Here is a 19259-nt window from a genome sequence, read left to right on the forward strand (position 1 = left end):
TGCCCGCTCCCACAAGGATGGCGCATGCTCTGAGGCTGGTCGCTATTGAGCTCCGTGTCGGGCCAGCGCCCACTCCACATGCTCGCGCACCAATTCCGATTCATCGTCACGCCTGGCCTTCAGCGCCTCGATCACCGGAATCGTGGAGGGCGCATTGCCCAATCCCACCGCCAGGTTGCGCAAGAACCGCTCGTACCCCGCACGCCGCAAAGGCCCGCCCTCGGTCTTGCGCAGGAAGGTGCGTTCATCCCACAGGAACATCGCCGCCAGGTCGGTATTTTCCAGCCCGTGCCGTGGCTGGAAGTCCTGCTCCTGGCTGTGCTTGGCAAAACGGTTCCAGGGGCAGACGATCTGGCAGTCGTCGCAACCGAACACCCGGTTGCCCATCTTTGCGCGTAACTCGACAGGGATCGCGCCCCTCAGCTCGATGGTCAGGTATGAGATGCAGCGTCGCGCATCCAGCACATAGGGCCCGACAAACGCTTGTGTCGGGCAGATGTCCAGGCAGGCCTGGCAACGCCCGCAGTGCTCGCTGGTGGTGGCTTCGTCCACCGGCAACGGCAGGTCGACGAACAGTTCGGCAAGGAAGAAGTAGCTCCCCGCCTTGCGGTTGAGCAATAGCGTGTTCTTGCCGATCCAGCCCAGCCCAGCCTGTTCGGCCAGGGCTTTTTCCAGTACCGGGGCGCTGTCCACAAAGGCGCGGTAGCCGAACGGGCCGATGGCTTCCTGGATGCGGTCGGCGAGGAACTGCACGCGCTTGCGCACCAGCTTGTGGTAGTCCCGGCCAAGCGCGTAGCGTGACACGTAGGCCTTCTCGGGCTGGGCAAGGCGCTGCGCCATCTGCGTGTCGCCGGGTAGGTAGTCCATACGTAGCGAGACCACGCGTACCGTGCCGGGGATCAGCTGGTCGGGATGTGACCTTTTGCTGCCGTGGGCGCCCAGGTATTCCATTTCACCCTGATAACCGGCGTCGAGCCAACGCTGCAGGTGGTGTTCGTGTTCGCCAAGGTCGACCCCGGCGATGCCAACATGGGCAAAACCGAGTTCCTGGCCCCAAATCTTGATCGATTGGGCCAGTTGGGCGAGGTCAGGTGTAGAGGCGGACATGGATGGGCAAGGCAATACGGGCTCAGGTGCGTATAATTCTGCCAGACATTGGAGCCTTTGACCCCATGCCGCAGACCAAACACCCCAGTAATGCCCCACAATTGCTCAGCAGCGTGACGGTTGCCCGCCTGCCGGCGCGGCAGGCGCATGCCCACAAAGGCGACTTTGGCCATGTACTGGTGGTCGGTGGCGACCTGGGTACCGGAGGCGCTGTGTTGCTCAGTGCCGAAGCCGCCCTGCGTTGCGGCGCCGGGCTGGTCAGCGTGGCAACCCGGCCCGAGCACGTGTCGGCCAGCCTGGCGCGCCTGCCCGAGGTCATGTGCCTGGGTGTCCGTTCGGCCAACCAACTGATGGGTGTGCTGGAGCGCGCCTCCGTCCTGGTGGTCGGGCCCGGCCTGGGGCAGGCGGCGTGGGGCTGTAGCCTGTTGTCGGCGGTGGCCAACGCCGAGCGGCCGCAAGTGTGGGATGCCGATGCCTTGAATTTGCTGGCGCGAACCCCGCTGGCCCTGCCCAGTGGCAGCATCCTTACTCCGCACCCGGGGGAGGCGGCGCGGCTGCTGGGCATTGCCACTGAGGCCGTGCAGGCCGACCGCCCTGGTGCTGCGCGCAAGCTGGCGCGCCGTTATAACAGCGTCTGTGTACTCAAAGGTGCCGGCACCCTGGTGGCAGCCCCGAGCGGGCAGCTGGCGTTGTGCGAGCGCGGGCACCCGGCGATGGCCGGCGCCGGCCTGGGCGATGTGCTGACTGGCGTGCTGGCAGCCCTGTTGGCCCAAGGCCTGGATGCCTGGGGCGCAGCCTGTCTGGGGGTGTGGCTGCACGCCTGTGCCGGCGAGCGCCTTGGGAAAAAAGGTAGAGGCCTGGCGGCCAGTGATCTGGCGCCGGTCATTCGTGAGTTGTTGGAGGAGCATTCTGCGTGTCTGGCTTAAATCTGTTTCTGGCCGATGAAGAGGCCACGGTCAAATTCGGTGCAGCGCTGGCCGAGGTGACCGGCGGTCGCGGCGTGATTTTCCTCGAGGGCGACCTGGGCGCGGGTAAAACAACCCTGTCGCGTGGCCTGATCCGCGGTCTGGGCCATACTGGGGCTGTGAAAAGCCCGACGTTCACCGTGGTCGAACCCTATGAAATCGGCGAGGTCCGAGCCTTTCACTTCGACCTGTATCGCCTGGTCGACCCGGAGGAGCTTGAGTTCATGGGCATTCGTGACTATTTCGAGGGCGACCCGCTGTGCCTGTTCGAATGGCCACAAAAGGGTGCGGGCGTTTTGCCAAAGCCTGACCTGACCATTACCATAAGCCCCCAAGCGAGTGGACGCTCGCTGAACCTTTCGCCGCAGGGGGCTCGCGGCGAGGCCTGGTGCGTGGCACTGGCCGAACACTATAAACAGTAAGTGGGGTAGGTATGCGCATACGCGCACTGGTCGCCATCGTTGGGCTGCTGCTGACAACGGTGACCGTTGAGGCTCTGGCCGTCACTCAAGTCAAGAGCATGCGCCTGTGGCGCGCACCGGACAACACGCGGCTGGTCTTCGACCTGTCTGGCCCCGTGCAGCACAGTGTCTTCACCCTGAGCGCACCCGATCGCCTGGTCATCGACATCAATGGCGCAACACTGGCCGCGCCACTGAATGTGGCCACCTCCAACACGCCGATAAGCAGTGTGCGTTCGGCTCAGCGTACGCCAACCGACCTTCGGGTTGTGGTCGACCTGAAAAAGTCGGTTACCCCGAAAAGCTTCACCCTGGCGCCCAATGCACAGTACGGCAACCGCTTGGTGGTCGACCTGTATGACCAGGAGGCTGACGCTATCGCGGCCAGCACGCCGCCACCTGCGCCGGCCCCGGTACAAACGCCTGCGACAACGCCCGCGGTGCCAGTGACGCCGACCCAGCCGGCGATCAAGCTGCCACCGGTACCCAGTGGCAAGCGTGACATCGTGGTTGCCATCGATGCCGGGCACGGCGGCGAAGACCCTGGCGCTTCCGGCTCGCGTGGCCAGCACGAAAAAGACATCGTGTTGCAGATCGCCAAGGAGCTGCAGCGTCAGATCAACAGCGAAAAAGGTTTCCGTGCAGAGCTGACCCGCACCGGTGATTACTTCATTCCGCTGCGCAAGCGTACGGAAATCGCCCGCAAGAAAGGCGCCGACCTGTTCATTTCGATTCACGCCGACGCGGCCCCGTCGCGCGCAGCCTTTGGCGCCTCGGTGTTCGCCCTGTCCGATCGTGGCGCCACCTCCGAGACGGCGCGCTGGCTGGCCGACACGGAAAACCGTTCTGACCTGATCGGTGGTGCGGGTAATGTCAGCCTCGACGACAAGGACCGCATGCTCGCGGGCGTGCTGCTTGATCTGTCGATGACCGCTACGCTCAGCTCCAGCCTCAACGTGGGGCAAAAGGTATTGGGCAACATGGGGCGTGTCACTTCGTTGCACAAGCAGCGTGTGGAACAGGCCGGGTTCATGGTGCTGAAGTCGCCGGATATTCCGTCGATCCTCGTTGAAACCGGGTTCATCTCGAACAACAACGAAGCAGCCAAACTGGCCTCCTCCAGCCACCAGCAGGCGCTGGCCCGGTCGATCCGCACTGGGGTGCACCAGTACTTCCAGCAGAACCCGCCACCTGGCACCTACATCGCCTGGCTGCGTGACACCGGCAAGATCGCCGCCGGCCCGCGTGAACACACCGTGCGCCCTGGCGAAACCCTGGCAATGCTCGCCGTGCGTTACCAGGTTAGCGTGGCCAGCCTGCGCAGCATCAACAGCCTGAAGACCGATGAGCTGAAGGTTGGCCAGCGCCTGGATGTACCCGCCACAACCTTGGCCGCGCAATGATGAGTGGCGGTTCGCGAATTCAGCTGCTCAGCCCGCGGCTGGCCAACCAGATTGCCGCCGGCGAGGTTGTCGAGCGGCCGGCGTCTGTAGCCAAGGAACTGCTGGAAAACAGCCTGGACTCCGGTGCCCGGCGCATCGATATCGAAGTCGAGCAGGGCGGCGTCAAACTGCTGAAGGTGCGGGACGATGGCAGCGGTATTTCTGCCGACGACCTGCCGCTGGCCCTGGCCCGACACGCCACCAGCAAGATCCGCGAGCTGGAAGACCTTGAAGGGGTATTGAGCCTGGGCTTCCGTGGCGAGGCCTTGGCCTCGATCAGTTCGGTGGCGCGCCTGACCCTGACCTCGCGTACCGCCAGTGCCAGTGAGGCCTGGCAAGTCGAAACCGAAGGCCGTGACATGACGCCGCGCGTGCAGCCGGCGGCGCACCCGGTCGGTACCTCGGTGGAAGTGCGCGATTTGTTCTTCAATACCCCGGCCAGGCGCAAGTTCCTCAAAGCCGAGAAAACCGAATTCGATCACTTGCAGGAAGTGATCCGGCGGCTGGCGCTGGCCCGTTTCGATGTCGGCTTCCACCTGCGCCACAATGGCAAGAGCATCCTCAGCCTGCACGAGGCCCACGACGAAACCGCCCGTGCACGGCGGGTGGGTGCCATCTGCGGCCCGGGCTTCATGGAGCAGGCACTGCCGATCGACGTCGAGCGCAACGGCCTGCGCCTTTGGGGCTGGGTCGGCTTGCCGACGTTCTCGCGCAGCCAGGCAGACCTGCAGTACTTCTTCGTCAATGGCCGGGCAGTGCGCGACAAACTGGTCGCCCATGCCGTGCGTCAGGCCTACCGGGACGTGCTGTTCAACGGCCGCCACCCCACGTTCGTGCTGTTCCTGGAGCTGGAGCCCAACGGCGTCGATGTGAACGTGCACCCTACCAAGCATGAAGTACGGTTCCGTGAAGGGCGCTCGGTGCATGACTTCCTGTATGGCACCTTGCACCGTGCCTTGGCCGATGTACGTCCGGAAGACCAGCTGGCCGCACCTGCTGCCGTACCTGAGCTGGTTCGTCCCACGGGCCAGCAGGCCGGTGAGTTCGGGCCCCAGGGTGAAATGCGCCTGGCCTCGCCGGTGCTTGAACAGCCTCGAGCCCCGCAACAGTCGTTTTCCAATGGTGGCAGTGGCGCCGGTTACCAGTATCAATACACCCCACGTCCCTCACAGCCGCTGCCGGCCGCAGAGGCACAGGCGGTGTACCGCGAGTTCTATAAGCCGCTGGAAACCGGTGCTGCGCCTGCGACGGCACTGCCCGAAAGCCAAGGCGACATTCCCCCGCTAGGCTATGCCCTGGCGCAGCTCAAGGGTATCTACATCCTGGCCGAGAACGCTGTTGGCCTGGTGCTGGTGGACATGCACGCTGCCCACGAGCGGATAATGTACGAGCGCCTCAAGGTGGCCATGGCCAGCGAGGGCCTGAGTGGCCAGCCGCTGCTGGTGCCGGAGACCCTGGCCCTTAGCCAGCGTGAAGCCGACTGTGCCGAAGAGCATGCACAGTGGTTTCAGCGGCTGGGCTTCGAATTGCAGCGCCTGGGCCCTGAGACCCTGGCGATTCGCCAGATCCCGGCCTTGCTCAAGCAGGCTGAAGCCAACCGCCTGGTCCAGGACGTGCTTGCCGACCTTATGGAGTACGGCACCAGTGATCGCATTCAGGCGCATCTCAACGAACTGCTCGGTACCATGGCCTGCCACGGTGCCGTGCGCGCCAACCGGCGCCTGGCAATTCCCGAGATGAACGCCCTGCTGCGCGACATGGAAAACACCGAGCGCAGCGGCCAGTGCAACCATGGCCGTCCTACCTGGACTCAGATGGGCCTGGATGATCTGGACAAACTTTTCCTGCGCGGTCGATGAAATGAGCGGCAAGCCCCCTGCAATATTCCTGATGGGTCCGACGGCGGCCGGCAAGACCGACCTTGCCATCGAACTGACCACGGTGCTGCCGTGTGAACTGATCAGCGTCGATTCGGCACTTGTGTACCGTGGCATGGATATCGGTTCGGCCAAGCCGTCGAAAGAAGTCCTCGCCGCCCACCCGCACCGGCTGATCGACATTCGCGACCCGGCGCAGAGCTATTCCGCCGCGCAGTTCCGTACCGACGCGCTGGAGGCCATGGCCGAGATCACCGCGCGCGGCAAGATCCCGCTGCTGGTCGGCGGCACCATGCTCTATTACAAGGCGTTGATCGATGGCCTGGCCGATATGCCGGCCGCCGATGCGGCGGTGCGCGCCGAACTGGAAGCGCAGGCTGAAGCCCTGGGCCTGGCCGAGCTGCACCGCCAGTTGGCCGAAGTCGACCCGGAGTCCGCGGCACGTATCCACCCCAATGACCCGCAGCGGTTGATCCGGGCCTTGGAGGTGTACCGGGTGAGCGGCGAGAGCATGACAGCTCATCGTCGGCGTCAATTCGCGGAAAGTCGCGGCGCAGACGCAGGCGCCGGCGGACATTTGCCCTATACTGTCGCCAGTTTGGCGATTGCTCCTACAGATCGTCACATTTTGCATCAGCGAATTGCGTTACGATTTTCGCAGATGCTGGAACAGGGCTTCGTTGACGAGGTCCGATCGCTGCGAGCCAGAAGTGACTTGCACGCCGGGCTGCCGTCTATACGGGCAGTGGGTTATCGGCAAGTGTGGGATTACCTGGATGGCAAGCTGACTGAGAATGAGATGCGTGAACGCGGTATCATTGCTACCCGGCAGCTGGCCAAGCGGCAGTTCACCTGGTTGCGTGGCTGGCCTGACGTGCACTGGCTTGACAGCCTGGCCTGCGACAATCTGTCCCGCACCTTGAAATACCTTGGGGCCATCTCCATATTGAGCTGAGTCCCTGCTGATTGCCGTCTATTCTTGCGAAGGGGCGGCCTAATTTATCGTTTTTATTGATTTTCTATTATTTATCCTTACAGGAGTGCGGCATATGTCAAAAGGGCATTCGCTACAAGACCCTTACTTGAACACCTTGAGAAAAGAAAAGGTCCCGGTATCCATTTACCTGGTCAACGGTATCAAACTGCAGGGCTCGATCGAATCGTTCGACCAGTTCGTGGTATTGCTGAAGAACACCGTCAGCCAGATGGTCTACAAGCACGCCATCTCGACCGTAGTTCCGGCCCGTCCGGTCCGCCTGCCAAGCCCGACCGACAGCGAGCACGGCGACAGCGAGCCAGGCAACGCCTGATAGGAGCCTGCATTGTTCTTTGAGCGCCACGGTGGTGGTGAGCGGGCGTTGCTCGTTCACTTGGAAGGTCAGAACCCTGAGGCGCGCGAAGACCCGCAGGAGTTTCAGGAGTTGGCATTGTCGGCCGGTGCCGACATCGTCTCGCTGGTCACGGTGACAAGGCATCAGCCTTCCGCCAAATACCTGATTGGCAGTGGCAAGGTCGAAGAGTTGCACGACCTGGTCCATGCCGAACAGGTAGACCTGGTGATTTTCAATCACACCCTCACGCCCAGTCAGGAGCGCAACCTTGAACGTGTGTTCGAGTGTCGTGTGCTCGACCGTACCGGGCTGATCCTCGATATCTTCGCCCAACGGGCGCGTACCCATGAAGGCAAGCTGCAGGTCGAACTGGCCCAGCTGGAGCACATGAGCACGCGGCTGGTGCGCGGCTGGACTCACCTTGAGCGACAAAAAGGTGGTATCGGCCTGCGCGGCCCGGGTGAAACCCAGCTGGAAACCGACCGCCGCCTGTTGCGGGTGCGTATACGCCAGATCAAGTCACGCCTGGAGAAAGTGCGCAGCCAGCGTGAGCAGGCGCGTCGCGGGCGCAAGCGCGCGGATATCCCCTCGGTGTCGCTGGTGGGTTATACCAACGCCGGCAAGTCCACGCTGTTCAACGCCCTGACCGAATCCGAGGTGTATGCCGCGGACCAGTTGTTCGCCACCCTCGACCCGACCCTGCGCCGGCTCGAGCTCAACGACCTGGGGCCGATCGTGCTGGCCGACACCGTAGGCTTCATTCGCCACCTGCCGCACAAGCTGGTCGAGGCATTTCGGGCTACGCTCGAAGAGTCGAGCAACTCCGACCTGTTGCTGCATGTGATCGACGCCCATGAGCCAGAGCGCATGGAGCAGATCGAGCAGGTGCTGGCGGTGTTGGGCGAGATTGGTGCCGAGGGGTTGCCGATCCTGGAGGTGTACAACAAACTCGACTTGCTCGAAGATGTCGAGCCACAGATCCAGCGCAATGCCGATGGCAAGCCGGAACGGGTCTGGGTATCGGCACGCGATGGGCGTGGCCTGGAGCTGGTTGGCCAGGCGGTTGCCGAGTTGCTGGGGGATGATCTGTTTGTCGGTACCCTGTGCCTGGAGCAGCGTTTTGCCCGCTTGCGCGCGCAATTCTTTGCCTTGGGTGCCGTGCAGAGTGAAGAGCATGATGAAGAAGGGCGCAGCCTGCTGAGCGTGCGACTGCCCATGGTCGAACTGAATCGCCTGGTCAGCCGCGAAGGCATGGAGCCGCAAGTGTTTGTCCAGCAACACACTTTGCAATAAATGCTCGTCGAGGTCGCCGGGCAGCAGTGACAGGCATTCTGTAGCATTGGACGGCGCGCCGTGGGCGCGTCTTTGCTTTATCAGATGGAGAGCGCTATGGCTTGGAACGAGCCGGGTGGCAACTCGAACAATCAGGATCCCTGGGGCGGCCGCCGCGGTGGCGGTGGCGGCGGTGGTGACAAGAAAGGTCCACCGGATCTGGACGAGGCCTTCCGCAAACTGCAGGACAGCCTGAATGGCATGTTCGGCGGCAGCAAGAAACGTGGCGGCGGTGATCGCAATGTCGGCAAGGGCGGTGGCCTGGGCCTGCTGGGCATCGGCCTGGCGGTGCTGGCTGCAATCTGGCTGTACAGCGCCGTGTATGTGGTCGACGAGCAGGAGCAGGCGGTTGTGCTGCGCTTCGGCAAGTACTATGAGACGGTCGGCCCCGGCCTGAACATCTACTTCCCGCCGATTGATCGCAAGTACATGGAAAACGTCACGCGTGAGCGTGCCTACACCAAGCAGGGCCAGATGCTGACCGAAGACGAGAACATCGTCGAGGTGCCGCTGACCGTCCAGTACAAGATCAGCAACCTGCAGGACTTCGTGCTCAACGTCGACCAGCCTGAGGTGAGCTTGCAGCACGCGACCGACAGCGCCCTGCGCCACGTGGTGGGTTCCACTTCGATGGACCAGGTGTTGACCGAGGGTCGTGAGCAGATGGCCGTGGATATCCGCGAACGCCTGCAGCGCTTCCTCGACAACTACCGCACCGGTATCACCGTTACCCAGGTCAACGTACAGAGCGCGGCAGCCCCGCGTGAAGTGCAGGAAGCCTTCGACGACGTGATCCGCGCCCGCGAAGACGAGCAGCGTGCCCGCAACCAGGCCGAGTCCTATGCCAATGGCGTGGTGCCGGAAGCCCGTGGTCAGGCCCAGCGCATCATCGAGGATGCCAATGGTTACCGCGACGAAGTCATTGCCCGCGCCAAGGGTGAGGCAGACCGCTTCACCAAGCTGCTTGCCGAGTACCGCAAGGCACCTGACGTAACCCGTGAGCGTCTGTATCTGGAGACCATGCAAGAGGTCTACAGCAACTCGAGCAAGGTCATGGTGGCAACCAAGGACGGGCAGAGCAACCTGCTCTACCTGCCGCTGGACAAGATGGTCGAAGGCAGCCGCAAGCCGTCCGTGCCAACCACCAGCGCGTCGCCATCGGCTAACGATGCGGCCGCTCGTGCCGCGCAGGACATGCAACAGCAACAGCAGCCGCTGCGTACTAGGGAGAGCCGCTGATGAGCAATAGATCGCTGATCGCCCTGATCGCCGCCGTGGTCCTGGCCATTGTGGCCTGGAACAGCTTCTACATCGTGTCCCAGACCGAGCGGGCGGTACTGCTGCGTTTCGGTAAGGTGGTCCAGGCGGATGTTCAGCCAGGCCTGCACGTGAAGATTCCGTACGTGAACCAGGTGCGCAGGTTCGACGCCCGGCTGATGACACTCGACGCGCCTACCCAGCGGTTCCTGACCCTGGAAAAGAAAGCGGTGATGGTCGACGCCTACGCCAAGTGGCGCGTCAAGGACGCTGAACGCTTCTACACCGCCACGTCCGGCATGAAGCAGATCGCCGACGAGCGTCTGTCGCGTCGTCTGGAAAGTGGCCTGCGCGACCAGTTCGGTAAACGTACCCTGCACGAAGTGGTTTCCGGTGAACGTGATGCACTGATGGCTGACATCACTGCATCGCTGAACCGCATGGCGAGCAAGGAACTGGGCATCGAGGTGGTCGACGTGCGCGTCAAGGCCATCGACCTGCCGAAGGAAGTCAACCGCAGCGTGTTCGACCGCATGAGCACCGAGCGTGAGCGTGAAGCCCGCGAGCACCGTGCCAAGGGTAACGAGCTGGCTGAGGGTATCCGTGCCGATGCCGACCGTCAGCGCCGTGTGCTGCTGGCCGAGGCTTATCGCGAAGCAGAAGAAACCCGTGGTGATGGCGATGCCCAAGCGGCCGCTATCTATGCCAAGGCTTACAGCCAGGACGCTGATTTCTATGCGTTCCACCGTAGCCTGCAGGCATACCGCGAGAGCTTCTCGAGCAAGAGCGACGTGATGGTCCTGGACCCGAAGAACGAATTCTTCCGTTACCTGGACAAGAGCAGACCGTGATGCTCAGGCCCTGATTTTCATGCAGCGGCACCCCGCCTGGCAGCTAATGCACCAGGCGGGGTGCATCCTGAATGAAAAGGGGTGTATGATGAGGCAGCCGGGAAATTTCCCGGCTTTTTTGCGTCTGCAAGGTTGATTGGCACAGCGCCGGTTGACAGTTTGGTCAGCTCGCAAGGCAATTTGAGGGTGTCGGGTACGGTGGCTGCGCTGGGATCAGTGCTGCCCGCTGCTGTGCGCGATACCGGCTTTTCTGACGGTTTGCCTGCTGGCAAGCCGCCCGGACCAGAGGGGAAATGGCGTAATGGCAACGGTAGACCGCTGGCTGCTGCCAGATGGCATCGAGGAAGTACTGCCACCTGAGGCTGCGCGCATCGAGATCGCGCGCCGCCAGGTGTTGGACCTGTTCCAGAGTTGGGGCTACGAACTGGTCGTCACCCCGCATATCGAGTACCTGGAGTCGCTGCTTACCGGCGCCGGCCAGGACCTGGATCAGCGCACCTTCAAGGTAGTGGACCCGCAGTCCGGCCGCCTGATGGGCTTCCGCGCCGACTTCACCCCGCAGGTAGCGCGTATCGATGCGCACACACTGCGCCGTGAGGGCCCGAGCCGCCTGTGCTATGCCGGCAGCGTGCTGCACGCCCAGCCGCGTGCCCTGTCCACCTCGCGCAGCCCGATCCAGCTGGGTGCCGAGCTGTACGGCGATGCCAGCCCTACCAGCGACGTCGAAGTCATCAGCCTGATGCTCGCCACGCTACAACTGGCCGATGTGCCGGATGTGCACATGGACCTGGGCCACGTCGGTATTTACCGCGGCCTGGCCCGTGCCGCCGGCCTGTCTGGCGCGGTCGAACAGCAGCTGTTCGACGCCATGCAACGCAAGGCTGTCGATGAAGTGCAGGCGCTGACCGCCGACCTGCCGAAAGACCTGGGCAGCATGCTGCGCGCCCTGGTCGAGCTGTGCGGTGGTCGTGAAGTACTGGCTGAAGCCCGCGTGCGCCTCGGTCGCGCCCCGGCCAGCGTGCTGGCGGCGCTGGACGACCTGCTGGCGATCGCTGATCGCCTGGCGTCGCGCTACCCGGACCTGCCGCTGTACTTCGACCTCGGCGAGCTGCGTGGTTACCACTATCACACGGGCGTGGTGTTCGCCGTGTTCGTGCCAGGCGAAGGCCAATCGATCGCCCAGGGCGGGCGCTACGACGATATCGGCGCCGACTTTGGCCGGGCGCGCCCGGCCACTGGTTTCTCCACGGATTTGAAGACCCTGGTCACACTGGGGCGAGCGGAGGTCGTATTGCCAACTGGCGGCATCTGGATGCCGGACAGTGGCGATGCGGCCCTCTGGCAGCAAGTCTGCCAGTTGCGCAACGAGGGCCAGCGTGTGGTTCAGGCTCTGCCTGGCCAGCCGTTGAGTGCTGCTCTCGAGGCGGATTGTGATCGGCAATTGATTCAGCAAGACGGGCGCTGGCAGGTTCTGCCGCTGGCCCAGTGAGTTTCTGCGTCGGCAACAGGCCGGCAACCAAGTTTGCGTGAATGAGGACCAATGTAATGGGTAAGAATGTCGTCGTCCTGGGCACCCAGTGGGGTGATGAGGGCAAAGGCAAGATCGTCGATCTGCTGACCGAACATGCTGCCGCCGTAGTGCGCTACCAGGGTGGCCACAATGCGGGTCACACCCTGGTGATCAACGGTGAAAAGACCGTTCTGCACCTGATTCCATCCGGCATCCTGCGTGAAGGCGTACAGTGCCTGATCGGTAACGGCGTGGTCGTTGCCCCGGATGCGCTGATGCGTGAAATCACCAAGCTGGAAGAGAAAGGCGTACCGGTGCGCGAGCGCCTGCGCATTTCCCCGGCCGCGCCGCTGATCCTGTCGTACCATGTGGCCCTGGATCAGGCCCGCGAAAAAGCCCGTGGCGAAGCCAAGATCGGCACCACCGGCCGTGGTATCGGCCCAGCTTACGAAGACAAGGTGGCACGTCGCGGCCTGCGCGTGGGTGATCTGTTCCACCGCGAGCGTTTCGCCGCCAAGCTGGGTGAGCTGCTGGATTACCACAACTTCCAGCTGGTGAACTACTACAAAGAGCCAGCCATCGACTTCCAGCAGACGCTGGACGAGTGCATGGCTTACGCCGAACAGCTCAAGCCGATGATGCTCGACGTCACCGCCGAGCTGCACAACCTGCGCCGCGCCGGCAAGGACATCATGTTCGAAGGCGCCCAAGGCTCGCTGCTGGACATCGACCACGGTACCTACCCGTACGTCACCAGCTCCAACACCACGGCTGGCGGTATTTCCACCGGTTCCGGCGTCGGCCCGATGTACCTCGACTACATCCTCGGCATCACCAAGGCCTACACCACTCGCGTAGGTTCCGGTCCGTTCCCGACCGAACTGTTCGACGAGACAGGTGCTACCCTGGCCAAGCGTGGCCACGAGTTCGGCTCCACCACTGGCCGTGCCCGTCGTTGCGGCTGGTTCGATGCCGTGATCCTGCGTCGCGCCATCGACGTCAACAGCATCTCGGGCATCTGCCTGACCAAGCTGGACGTACTGGACGGCCTGGAAACCATCAACATCTGCGTTGGCTACAAGAACGAGAACGGTGCCGTCATCGACGCGCCTTCCGATGCCGACAGCTACATTGGCCTGGAGCCTGTGTACGAAGAGATGCCAGGCTGGAGCGAGTCGACTCTGGGTGTGAAAACCCTGGAAGAGCTGCCGCAAGCTGCGCGTGACTACATTAAGCGCATCGAAGAGCTGGTTGGCGCGCCGATCGACATCATTTCGACCGGCCCGGACCGCAACGAGACCATCGTGCTGCGTCATCCGTTCGCCTGATCTGCCCTCCAGGCTGATCTGACGCCGCGGCCCTGAGAAGGGCCGCGGCGTTTTCATTTGTGGGCATGTCTGTGCTGGCCAATATCCACCGGCAATCCACCGTTGCCGCCGCTACCGTATTCGCGGGTAAACCCGCTCCTACACTGGTTGGGCGTGGGCACACACCAGCGGTTGGGCGCAGGCCGTTGTAGGCGCGGGTTTACCCGCGAATGGGCCGGCACACGAAACCCCATTGCTAGACCTTGGCGCATTTCCCTGCTGCCTACGGCACAACCCTTGCTGTAAGAAGTTTCTGTAGATGCCATCAAAATAGTGGCGCCAGAAAACACGAGGGTTACACCGTGTCTGCCATCCTCTCACTGTTACGAAGCCGCCTCTTGCGGCCTGTGTTTGTTGCCCTTGGTATCGCTCTTTTGGTGCAGGTGCTGGTTGCCGTTGCGCTCACCCGAAGCACGGTCACTGCCCTGGAGGCTGACCTTGGCGAGCGACTGGGTAATGACAGTCGCCAACTCGCAAGCGATCTGGAGCAAGCCGGGCAAGATGTGCGCTCTGGGCTCGACGGCCTGTCCAGCAGTACCCGCCAGCGCCTGAGCGCAGGGTTGTCGGAGCGCCTGCAAAGCGAACAGCAGCAACTGCGCAGCACCCTGGAAAAGAACCTCAAGGACTCCGCCAACGACATGGCCGAACTGCTGGCTTCGGTTGCCCCGCGGGCGATCTGGGACAACGATGTGCCAGTGCTCTCCGACTTTGCCCGGCGTGCCCAGCGCAACCCCAATGTGCTGTTCGTGGTTTACGACGATGCACAGGGCCAGCACCTGACCCGTTACCTGAACCGGCAAAACCCGATCAACCAGGCTTTGATGGACAAGGGCCAGGGCGAGCGTGCGCTGGACAAGGTGATCAATGCCGCCCGACAAGACCCGGCGGTGTACTTTGTCGAAGCTTCGATCAACCCCAATGGCGCAGAAATCGGCAAGGTGGTGATGGGGGTTTCCACGGCGGGCATCGACCAGGAGCTCAAGGCCTTGGACCAGCGCTTCGCGGCGCTGATTGCCAGCGGTGAGCAACTGGTTGGCGACAGCCTGGTGGGTGCCGCAGCCGACAGCGGCAAAACCCTGCGTGAGCGCCTGGAGAAGGCGCAGGGCAGTGCTGCCACCATGCAGGCCAATACCGCGCAAACTGTGCGCGATGCCGCTGCAGAGCTGCGCTGGCGTATCGGTCTGGGCCTGGTGCTGGTCGGCCTTGGGGTGCTGCTGGTGGTGGCCCTGGTACTTGGTCGACGGGTACTGAGCAAGCTGCGCCTGTTGATTACCGCCCTCGATGACCTGGCAGCCGGCGAAGGTGACTTGACCAAGCGCGTGCCGCTCGACAGCCGGGATGAAATCGGCGACATGGCCTCAGCAGTGAACCGCTTTGTCGACAAGTTGCAGCCGATTGTGCGCGAGGCGGGTGAAGTGGCGCAGCGCACCGGTGTCGAGATTGGCGCGATGGCCCAGCGTAATGCCGGTGCCGATGCTGCCGCCGCGTTGCAGCGCGACGAAGTAGCGGCGAGCCTGCGCGACCTGTCGAGCATGGCCGACGAAGCCCAGGCCGAAAGCCATGCGATGCAGGCGGCGTTGCAGCAGGTGGTGGATATCCGCCAGGCCACGGATGAAAACAGCCGCACTTCGACCCAACTGGCGGGTTTGATCGAGAACCTGGCCGGGCAGGTGGATGCCGGCTCTCAGGTGATCGAGCGCTTGGCCAAGCAGAGCGAGCAGATCGAAGTGGTGCTGACGGTGATTCACGGGATTGCCGAACAGACCAACCTGCTGGCCCTGAATGCTGCCATCGAGGCAGCCCGTGCGGGTGAAACCGGGCGTGGTTTTGCCGTGGTGGCCGATGAGGTACGGGCACTGGCGAGCAAGACGCAAAGCTCTACGGGCGATATCCAGGCGCACATCGCAGCATTGCAGAAGGGCGCCAAGGAAGCTGTGGCCACCATCAGCCAGGCTGGGCTCAAGGCTAGCGAAGGCTTGCTGGTGCTGCGTGACAACGAGCGTCGGCAGCAGTCAGTGCAGGCGGCGGTGGAGCAGGTGCATGCGGCCATTGGCTTGGCCACCCGTGCGGCCGAGCAGCAGGCGAATGGCGCGCAGGCAGTGCGTGGGCGAGTGGAGACTATCCATGCTCAGGCTGAGCGTTCGGCTGAGGTGGTGATGCAGACCACGGCCAGTAGCAAGGTGCTGGATGATCTGGCGGCTCAGCTGCGCGCCAGCCTGGGCCAGTTCCGGGCCTGAATCCTGCGCGGTCCTTTGTGGGAGCGGCGTTGCTATGCTGTCGGCGACACATGACAAAAGGAGTTGCTCATGTCCGCCCAACTAATCGCTGCCCAGGCCGACCTGAATTTCCTGCACAGTGACAGCGTACGGCTCACTGACCCGATGACCGCCCTGCAAGCCTACTGCGCCATGACCTCGGACGTCCCCGGCTGGCTGGCCCGGGCCTTCCGCATTCGCGACTTTATCTCACGCCGTTTCAATGTCGCCGATATCCACGGCTTCTCTCGCGGCGATCCAACGCATGTGCCAGCCGTCGGTGAGCGCCTGGACTTCTTCACTGTCGAGGCCATCAGCGACCAGCAACTGGTCCTGACCTCGCGTGATACGCATCTGGCTGTAATGGTGAGTGTGGATCTAGATGATCAGGGGGAGGGGTGTCAGCGCTTGGGCGTGACCACCTCGGTGCAGTGCTTCAACACCTTCGGCCGGCTTTACATGTTGCCGGTCGGCAAGGCCCATGGGCCAATTGTGCGGCGCATGCTGCGTAACATCTGATGGCCTGATCATCGGCGAGCCCCCACAGGTACAGCGCAGGCCCTGAGACCGGTGCTGTACCTGAGGGCAAACCCGCGAAGAAGTTCATGCCTTGTTCAGATACATCCGCGTAGTCAGCAAGTAAACCGGCAACCCCGACACCACGATCAGCAACGCAGCATAAGGCGCCGCTGCCGCGAACTCGACGTTGGCTGTGTGTGCCCACACCTCGGTGGCCAGGGTGGTCATGCCGGTCGGGCTGAGCAGCAGGGTAGCCGTCAGCTCTTTCATGGCATCCAGGAACACCAGCGCAAAGGCTGCCGCCATGGCCGGGAAGATGATCGGCAAGGTCACCCGGCAGAACGCGGCAAAGCTGCTCGCGCCTAGCGTGCGTGCGGCTTCTTCCAGCGTCGGCGAAGCCTTGTTCAGCGCGGTGCGCACCGGTGATTGCGCCAACGGCAGGAACAGCAGCGCATAGGCCAACAGCAGCAAGGCCGTGGTCTGGTACAGCGCCGGCACGTAGTGCAGGGCGAAGAACACCAGGGTCAGGGCAATCACCAGGCCGGGCAGGGCGTGCAGGAGGTAGGGCAGACGCTCAGCCCAAATCGCCAGGCGGCCTTTGTAGCGCACCACCAGGAAGCTGATAGGCAGAGCCAGCAGCACACAGAAGCCGGCACCGCCCAGCGACACCGACAGCGAGGTGAACAACGCCTTCGAGATGGCCGCCACCGGGAATGCCGCCGACGAACCCACGCTCAGCCAGTAACCGAGCATCGCCAGCGGAATGCCGCTGCCCAGCGCCGCCAGGCCCACGCAGAACAGTTGCGCCAGCACCGCCCAGCCGCGCAGCCGCACCGGTTGCGCACGCCGGGCTACGCCCTGGCCGATACGTACATGGCGGGCTTTGCCGCGCACCCGCAGTTCCAGCCACAGCATTGCCAAGCACATCGCCAGCAGCACGGCAGACAGCATGGCCGCGTTGGCGTTGCTGAACTCCAGTTCGAACTGCTGGTAGATCGCCGTGGTAAAGGTTTGCAGGCCGAGGATCGACAATGCGCCAAACTCCACCAGCATATGCAGGGCAATCAGTAGCGCACCGCCGAGCATCGACGGCCACAGCAGCGGCAGGGTGACTTTGCTGAACACCCCCCAGCGGCTGCAACCCAGGGTGCGTGCCGACTCCTCCAGCGACGTGTCGAGGTTGCGCAGGGTCGCGGCAACGGGCAGGAACACCAGTGGGTATTTGGATAGGGCCATGACCATGATCGCGCCGCCCAGGCCTTCAAAGTCCGAACTTAGCGACACCCAGGTGAAGCTGCTGACGAACGACGGCACGGCGAATGGCAGGCACAGCACCACGCCCCACAACCGGCGGCCGGCCAGGTTGCTGCGCTCCAGCAGCCAGGCCAGTGCCAGGCCGACCACCATGCAGGTCAGTGTCACCCCGACCATCAACATCAGGGTGTTGCGCATCAGCCCCCAGACAAAGGGCCGCCACAGCAGGTGCAAAGCTTCGCGCCAGCCGGCCTCCCAGGCTTTGATGGCGACATAAGCCAGTGGCAGCAAGCTCATTGCCACAAGGAACAGCACAGGCAGCACTACCCAGATGGAAGGGCGCTTGCGGCGCGGTACGAAGCGTACCGGCACCGGTTCGGACAGGGCGGCAGTCATCAGAGCAGGCCGACCTCACGCTCAAGTTCGATGGCTTCCTCGGCATTGCCCAGGTCAGCTGGCGAGATCTTCGGCGGGCGCAGTTCGTCGAACGGCTTCAGGCCGCGGTCAGAAACCATGCCCTTGTGCAGCGGGTACTCGGCGGTGGTCTGGGTGATCACGCGCTGGCCTTCCTCGCTGGCCATCCAGTTGAGCAGGGCCTGGGCTTCTTTCGGGTGTTTGCTGGCCTTGACCACGCCTGCGCCGGAGATAGTGACCAGGTTGCCAGCATCGCCGTCGGCCAGGTAATAGAGCTTGGTGTCCAGCTTGCCGCGTTCGCGTTCAAGCGCGTACCAGTAGTAGTTGTTCACCAGTACCGCAGCCACTTCACCTTTTTCCACGGCTTTGAGGGCGACCATGTTGTTGGTGTAGGTCTTGCCGAAGGCTTTCAGGCCGGTCAACCATTCTTCGGTGGCTTCACGCCCGTGCATCTTCAGAATGGCCACGGCCTGCTCCTGGAACGCACCGCTGGTAGGGACGTAGCCGACGCGGCCTTCCCACTCAGGGTTGGCGAAGTCCATCACCGTGGTTGGCAGGTCTTTCTCGTCGACTTTCTTGGGGTTGTACACCACGATGCGCGTACGGGCGGTGATACCCATCCAGGTGCCGTTGGCGCCAACGTACTCCTTGGGCATCATGTTCAACGTGGCGTCGTCAATCTTGGCCAGCAGGCCCAGCTCGCCCAGATTGTTCAGGGGCGGGGACTCTTCGGTATAGATGATGTCGGCTGGCGAACGGTCGCCTTCCTCGATGATCTGGCTGGCCAGCTGGTTGCTGCTGCCTTTGCGGATGTCGATGTGAATGCCGGTCTTGGCCTCATAGGCCTTGGCAATGGCTTCGCCGATTTCCTTGTGCTGACCGTTGTACATGGTCAGCGTGACCGGTGCGTCTGCCATGGCGGCCGGAGCGCCGATGACCAGGCTCAGCACTGCGGCGGCCAGGGTACGCATCAGCGGTTGCGGGCGGATCGTCATGCGGGTACTTCCTCGCTTACGGCTACATATTTGGAAACAATGGTAAACGAAATTGTTTCTCAAGTGGCCGGGTGACGAGAAATTCATGGTCAGACCATGGTGCAAGGGGGGCGCTGGGCGTGTGTTGCCTGTACGGGCCTCTTCGCGGGTGAGCCCCCTCCTACGACGTGCGGGTATCGGGGGAGGGGGCACAAAAATCGCAGGCAAGAAAAAACCCACTAGCAAGCTAGTGGGTTTTTGTATGGTGCCCAGGAGAAGACTCGAACTTCCACGACCTTGCGGTCACTGATACCTGAAACCAGCGCGTCTACCAATTCCGCCA

16 protein-coding genes and 1 tRNA gene are annotated in these 19259 nt (G+C 63.0%); 13 read left to right on the forward strand and 4 right to left on the reverse strand.

Translation table 11 applies throughout. From position 1 onward, the window contains the following. Window positions 1-42: 42 nt before the first annotated feature. Complete coding sequence (gene queG, locus ACTJJN_RS01260; protein ID WP_014754621.1) at window positions 43-1107, reverse strand: tRNA epoxyqueuosine(34) reductase QueG; 1065 nt, start codon at window positions 1105-1107, stop codon at window positions 43-45. Between the two features lie 65 nt (window positions 1108-1172). On the opposite strand from queG, the gene ACTJJN_RS01265 reads away from it, so the two are divergent. The 13 genes from ACTJJN_RS01265 (at window position 1173) to ACTJJN_RS01325 (ending at window position 16274) form a co-directional block, all read left to right on the forward strand. Further along, a complete protein-coding gene (locus tag ACTJJN_RS01265; RefSeq protein WP_003249520.1) occupies window positions 1173-2033 on the forward strand; it encodes an NAD(P)H-hydrate dehydratase in 861 nt (286 codons plus the stop codon). Next, window positions 2021-2494, forward strand: coding sequence for a tRNA (adenosine(37)-N6)-threonylcarbamoyltransferase complex ATPase subunit type 1 TsaE (gene tsaE / locus ACTJJN_RS01270; protein WP_003249523.1), 474 nt, complete (start codon window positions 2021-2023; stop codon window positions 2492-2494). Before ACTJJN_RS01265 ends, tsaE begins: the two co-directional genes overlap by 13 nt. Window positions 2495-2505: 11 nt before the next feature. Next, window positions 2506-3936, forward strand: coding sequence for an N-acetylmuramoyl-L-alanine amidase (locus ACTJJN_RS01275; protein WP_003249525.1), 1431 nt, complete (start codon window positions 2506-2508; stop codon window positions 3934-3936). After that, on the forward strand, window positions 3936-5834 hold the full coding sequence (mutL, locus tag ACTJJN_RS01280) for a DNA mismatch repair endonuclease MutL (RefSeq protein ID WP_004577531.1): 1899 nt from the start codon (window positions 3936-3938) through the stop codon (window positions 5832-5834). The genes ACTJJN_RS01275 and mutL overlap by 1 nt, the downstream gene beginning before the upstream one ends. A 1-nt stretch (window position 5835) precedes the next feature. Beyond that, entirely contained in the window at window positions 5836-6807 is a 972-nt protein-coding gene (gene miaA, locus ACTJJN_RS01285) for a tRNA (adenosine(37)-N6)-dimethylallyltransferase MiaA (protein ID WP_004577530.1), read from the forward strand. A 94-nt stretch (window positions 6808-6901) separates the two neighbouring features. Next, window positions 6902-7162 carry an RNA chaperone Hfq gene (gene hfq / locus ACTJJN_RS01290; RefSeq protein ID WP_003249532.1) on the forward strand — a complete coding sequence of 87 codons (261 nt, stop codon included), beginning with the start codon at window positions 6902-6904 and terminating at the stop codon, window positions 7160-7162. A gap of 12 nt (window positions 7163-7174) precedes the next feature. After that, window positions 7175-8476: a ribosome rescue GTPase HflX gene (gene hflX, locus ACTJJN_RS01295; protein WP_003249534.1), complete on the forward strand. Its 1302-nt coding sequence runs from the start codon at window positions 7175-7177 to the stop codon at window positions 8474-8476. Between the two features lie 96 nt (window positions 8477-8572). Then, entirely contained in the window at window positions 8573-9754 is a 1182-nt protein-coding gene (gene hflK, locus ACTJJN_RS01300; RefSeq protein WP_003249536.1) for an FtsH protease activity modulator HflK, read from the forward strand. Beyond that, window positions 9754-10623 (forward strand): protease modulator HflC, encoded by an 870-nt coding sequence (hflC, locus tag ACTJJN_RS01305; RefSeq protein ID WP_003249538.1) that lies wholly within the window; start codon window positions 9754-9756, stop codon window positions 10621-10623. The genes hflK and hflC overlap by 1 nt, the downstream gene beginning before the upstream one ends. Window positions 10624-10924: 301 nt before the next feature. Further along, a complete protein-coding gene (locus ACTJJN_RS01310) occupies window positions 10925-12112 on the forward strand; it encodes an ATP phosphoribosyltransferase regulatory subunit (RefSeq protein ID WP_010955481.1) in 1188 nt (395 codons plus the stop codon). 56 nt (window positions 12113-12168) lie between these two features. Next, window positions 12169-13461 carry an adenylosuccinate synthase gene (locus tag ACTJJN_RS01315; RefSeq protein ID WP_003249542.1) on the forward strand — a complete coding sequence of 431 codons (1293 nt, stop codon included), beginning with the start codon at window positions 12169-12171 and terminating at the stop codon, window positions 13459-13461. Window positions 13462-13802: 341 nt separating this feature from the next. After that, complete coding sequence (locus ACTJJN_RS01320; RefSeq protein ID WP_440780761.1) at window positions 13803-15737, forward strand: methyl-accepting chemotaxis protein; 1935 nt, start codon at window positions 13803-13805, stop codon at window positions 15735-15737. A 69-nt stretch (window positions 15738-15806) separates the two neighbouring features. Beyond that, the gene (locus tag ACTJJN_RS01325; RefSeq protein WP_012053859.1) at window positions 15807-16274 is read left to right on the forward strand and encodes a DUF2867 domain-containing protein; all 468 of its coding nucleotides are present in this window, start codon (window positions 15807-15809) and stop codon (window positions 16272-16274) included. 84 nt (window positions 16275-16358) lie between these two features. On the opposite strand, the gene ACTJJN_RS01330 is transcribed toward ACTJJN_RS01325, so the two are convergent. From ACTJJN_RS01330 to ACTJJN_RS01340, 3 genes are all read right to left on the reverse strand, one after another. Further along, entirely contained in the window at window positions 16359-17924 is a 1566-nt protein-coding gene (locus ACTJJN_RS01330) for an ABC transporter permease (protein ID WP_012053858.1), read from the reverse strand. After that, the gene (locus ACTJJN_RS01335; RefSeq protein WP_003249550.1) at window positions 17924-18937 is read right to left on the reverse strand and encodes an extracellular solute-binding protein; all 1014 of its coding nucleotides are present in this window, start codon (window positions 18935-18937) and stop codon (window positions 17924-17926) included. The genes ACTJJN_RS01330 and ACTJJN_RS01335 overlap by 1 nt, the downstream gene beginning before the upstream one ends. A gap of 242 nt (window positions 18938-19179) precedes the next feature. Then, window positions 19180-19258: transfer RNA gene (locus ACTJJN_RS01340), tRNA-Leu, on the reverse strand. Window position 19259: the final 1 nt, after the last annotated feature.

It is taken from the genome of Pseudomonas sp. 22515 (assembly GCF_052044625.1).
Classification (GTDB): domain Bacteria; phylum Pseudomonadota; class Gammaproteobacteria; order Pseudomonadales; family Pseudomonadaceae; genus Aquipseudomonas; species Aquipseudomonas alloputida.